This is a genomic window from Rhodococcus sp. PML026 (assembly GCF_000963615.1).
GTDB classification, from domain to species: Bacteria; Actinomycetota; Actinomycetes; order Mycobacteriales; family Mycobacteriaceae; genus Rhodococcoides; species Rhodococcoides fascians.
The window spans coordinates 1-2,536 of record NZ_KQ031366.1 but is presented as its reverse complement, the minus strand read 5'-3'; the positions used below and the strand labels follow the sequence as shown (position 1 = coordinate 2,536).

3 protein-coding genes are annotated in these 2,536 nt (G+C 64.3%); all 3 read right to left on the bottom strand.

All coding sequences use genetic code 11. The features are described 5' to 3' along the window. Positions 1-215 precede the first annotated feature (215 nt). Positions 216-566: a hypothetical protein gene (locus VF34_RS01495; RefSeq protein WP_045840682.1), complete on the bottom strand. Its 351-nt coding sequence runs from the start codon at positions 564-566 to the stop codon at positions 216-218. A 206-nt stretch (positions 567-772) separates the two neighbouring features. Next, a complete protein-coding gene (locus VF34_RS01490; protein WP_231578163.1) occupies positions 773-1,978 on the bottom strand; it encodes a TniQ family protein in 1,206 nt (401 codons plus the stop codon). Between the two features lie 27 nt (positions 1,979-2,005). Continuing rightward, on the bottom strand, positions 2,006-2,536 hold a 531-nt coding region (locus VF34_RS01485), incomplete at its 5' end, for a TniB family NTP-binding protein (protein WP_045840681.1).

The following is a 2,536-nucleotide window of genomic DNA, read 5'->3' as shown; positions in this document are numbered from 1 at the left end:
CGGGATAGATGTCCGGAATGAACGGTCGACGACGATGTGGGATGTGGCCGAGCGTCTGGGAGTGACCCGCTAGCCGCCTATGAGCAATCCTCAACTGCGCGTTGGGATCACGCTCGACTCATAGACTTGCGATCCACTCCAGCCGAAACAGTCCGTCCTGCGGTAACCAACCCGCGTATATGAGAGTTGACGACGCGTCGAACACTACGACACGCTCACCTCCCACTCGCATCGATCACCATCCCGGCAACAGGAAGCGGTGGCACACACGACGGTGCGTGCCACCGCTTCACCATGCCGTCGTTGACAGGCCGACCTCCATATGAGGCGGCCACCGTCGCGGGATGCGCCGGTAACGAGATATACCCGGTGGCGGCGCACCAGGTTTCGAAGCGTCTCCACGCCGAGGCGTAGGCGCGGCGGGTGCCGGTCGAGCGCGATGACGCCATCGACTGCTCGATCCGAGCGGCGACGTCGGGTGGGAGATCCGGAAACACCGCTGCGGTACCGCCCGGCAAGACAGCCGGAACAATGTTCGAGTCGTCTGCGAGCTGGCGTTCGGTCATGGGCAGGACTGTAGCGGGCACCTCCTACACATTTATCGAACAGAAACTACGCTCACCTGGCGTTTCCTCAAGGACGGTGCGGGAAGGAAAATTCTCGTCGGTCACCGCACAAATAACGTTGGTGACTATGACCCCGCCGCGAAAACGGCGCTTCTCGGCTGTCGCCGCGCGTGCATCGCGGACGACCCCGCTCCATCGGGCGAGAGCTATGTCGGCGGATGGTGCAGCGGGATCCCGTGGTCGAGGAACAGTTGCACCGTCTCATCCAGCTCCGCCGCGGTGCGGCACCACCCCCAGCGCAGGAAGTTGTACAACGAACTGGCGGATGCAGGATCGACGCGCGCCGCCGCGATGGCGGCCTCGGCCGCAGCGTGCGCGTCAGCCCACAGATCGCCCTCGGGTGCGGGATAAGACGAGCGCGTCGGAGCTGTCCCGGGATCGACCGGCTCGTAGGGTCGTGGGCGCAGCAGAGATGCGTGCGCACCGCCGGCATCGATCTCACCGCTCTCGACCATCGCAATGGCGATCGCCGCGGCCTCGAGAACTTTCGCCTGCTCGTCCCAGTGCAGGTCCTCGAACGGAACCCACGCGGTCCGCAACGGGCGAGAACGACCGGCGGCCTTCCAGATCGCAACGAGCCTCGTCGCCCACCGTCCGGTGCGAACCAGTGGCGAGGACACTTCGTCGACGACGGTGCGCAGAAGCCGGAACCAAACTGCGGCATGTACCCGGCCTGGGCCGAGTTCCACCCATCCCGTCGTCAGAGCCTCGGTGCTGCGCCGATCGAGGTCCGTGACCGCTGAGGGAACCGGAACGGGCGAGACCCGTTCGTCCGAACCGAACCGGACCTGATCCCAGAAGATTGCATGACCAGGGAAAGCAGAGCAGGGTTCGAGTCGACAACGGTGGTCGAGGCAGCTGCTCAGCACCGGATATTGGTGCAGCAGAGTCATGTTGATATCAGCAGTGGATTCGAGGCTGTCGATACATGCCGGGCATGCCCGACTGCGCGGAGTGCTCGCCCACGGCAACCATGCTTCGCTCGTGGGTGTGCGGCGTCGTCGATCCTCCCTCGCGAGGTCGGCCGGTAGCAGGATCGAGAATTGGTGGACGTAGGTGTCGAAGTCGCAGTCGGCGGGGTCGGTGCTGTCGAGCAGCCACGGTGTCCACCCCGCCAACGTCATCATCCGCACCCTCTCTACCGGGACTGCGCCGCGACCGGCCAGCTCGGCAAGGATCGGCTCCGGTGTGTAGCGGTCGAGATCCTCGACAGCACAATCGATATCGAGGTCTGCTAGCAGGGTCAGAGGGCCTGATGTGCGGATACAGCTCGCATATCCGGGCCAACCAGGACGAGAGGACCTCCCCTGGCAGTGGCGGCGGGTGCAGCGGCCACGGGCGAACGTACGCATCATCGGGCATCGGTGCGAGCCGCGCGTTCATGCGAGGTGGCGTTCGAACTGGCGGCGTCGCTCCGTGGGGCCGAGGTACGGAGTGCGTGTGAGCACCGATGAGGTGATCGCTTCCTCTCCGCTGTCGACGGCGGTCACTGCGGCGGCAGTGAGCAGCGTTGTCAGTTCACCGATGGTGCCCTCGGAGCGAGTGAGGAGGTAGTCGGTCATCTCCGGTGATGTCAGGTGCGAGGGTTTGCGGAGGGGGAAGCTCGTGGTGAAGCTGGCCAGCAGTGATCTGGTGTCGGCAGTGTTGGTCCAGACAGGCAAAGTCATGGGGTGGAATCGGTTCTCCAGCTGGGGATCGGTTCGGATGGCGAGGTAGGCGTCGCGGGTTCCGACAGCGACAAGAGGAATGCGTAGTTCGTTGCCCAAAAACCGCAGCACGTTCAAGAATTCGCGGCGGACGTTGTCGCGGCCGGCGAGAACATTGTGGAGCTCGTCGATGATCAACATCCGTACGCCGGTGGCGCGGAGCAGCATCAATGCTTGCTGTTCGAGTTCGTGGACCCGATTGCG

Bases quoted from the DNA above. Each gene is read 5' to 3' on its own strand.
- VF34_RS01490 (WP_231578163.1), bottom strand. From the start codon at position 1,978: ATGCGTACGTTCGCCCGTGGCCGCTGCACCCGCCGCCACTGCCAGGGG.
- VF34_RS01495 (WP_045840682.1), bottom strand. From the start codon at position 566: ATGACCGAACGCCAGCTCGCAGACGACTCGAACATTGTTCCGGCTGTC.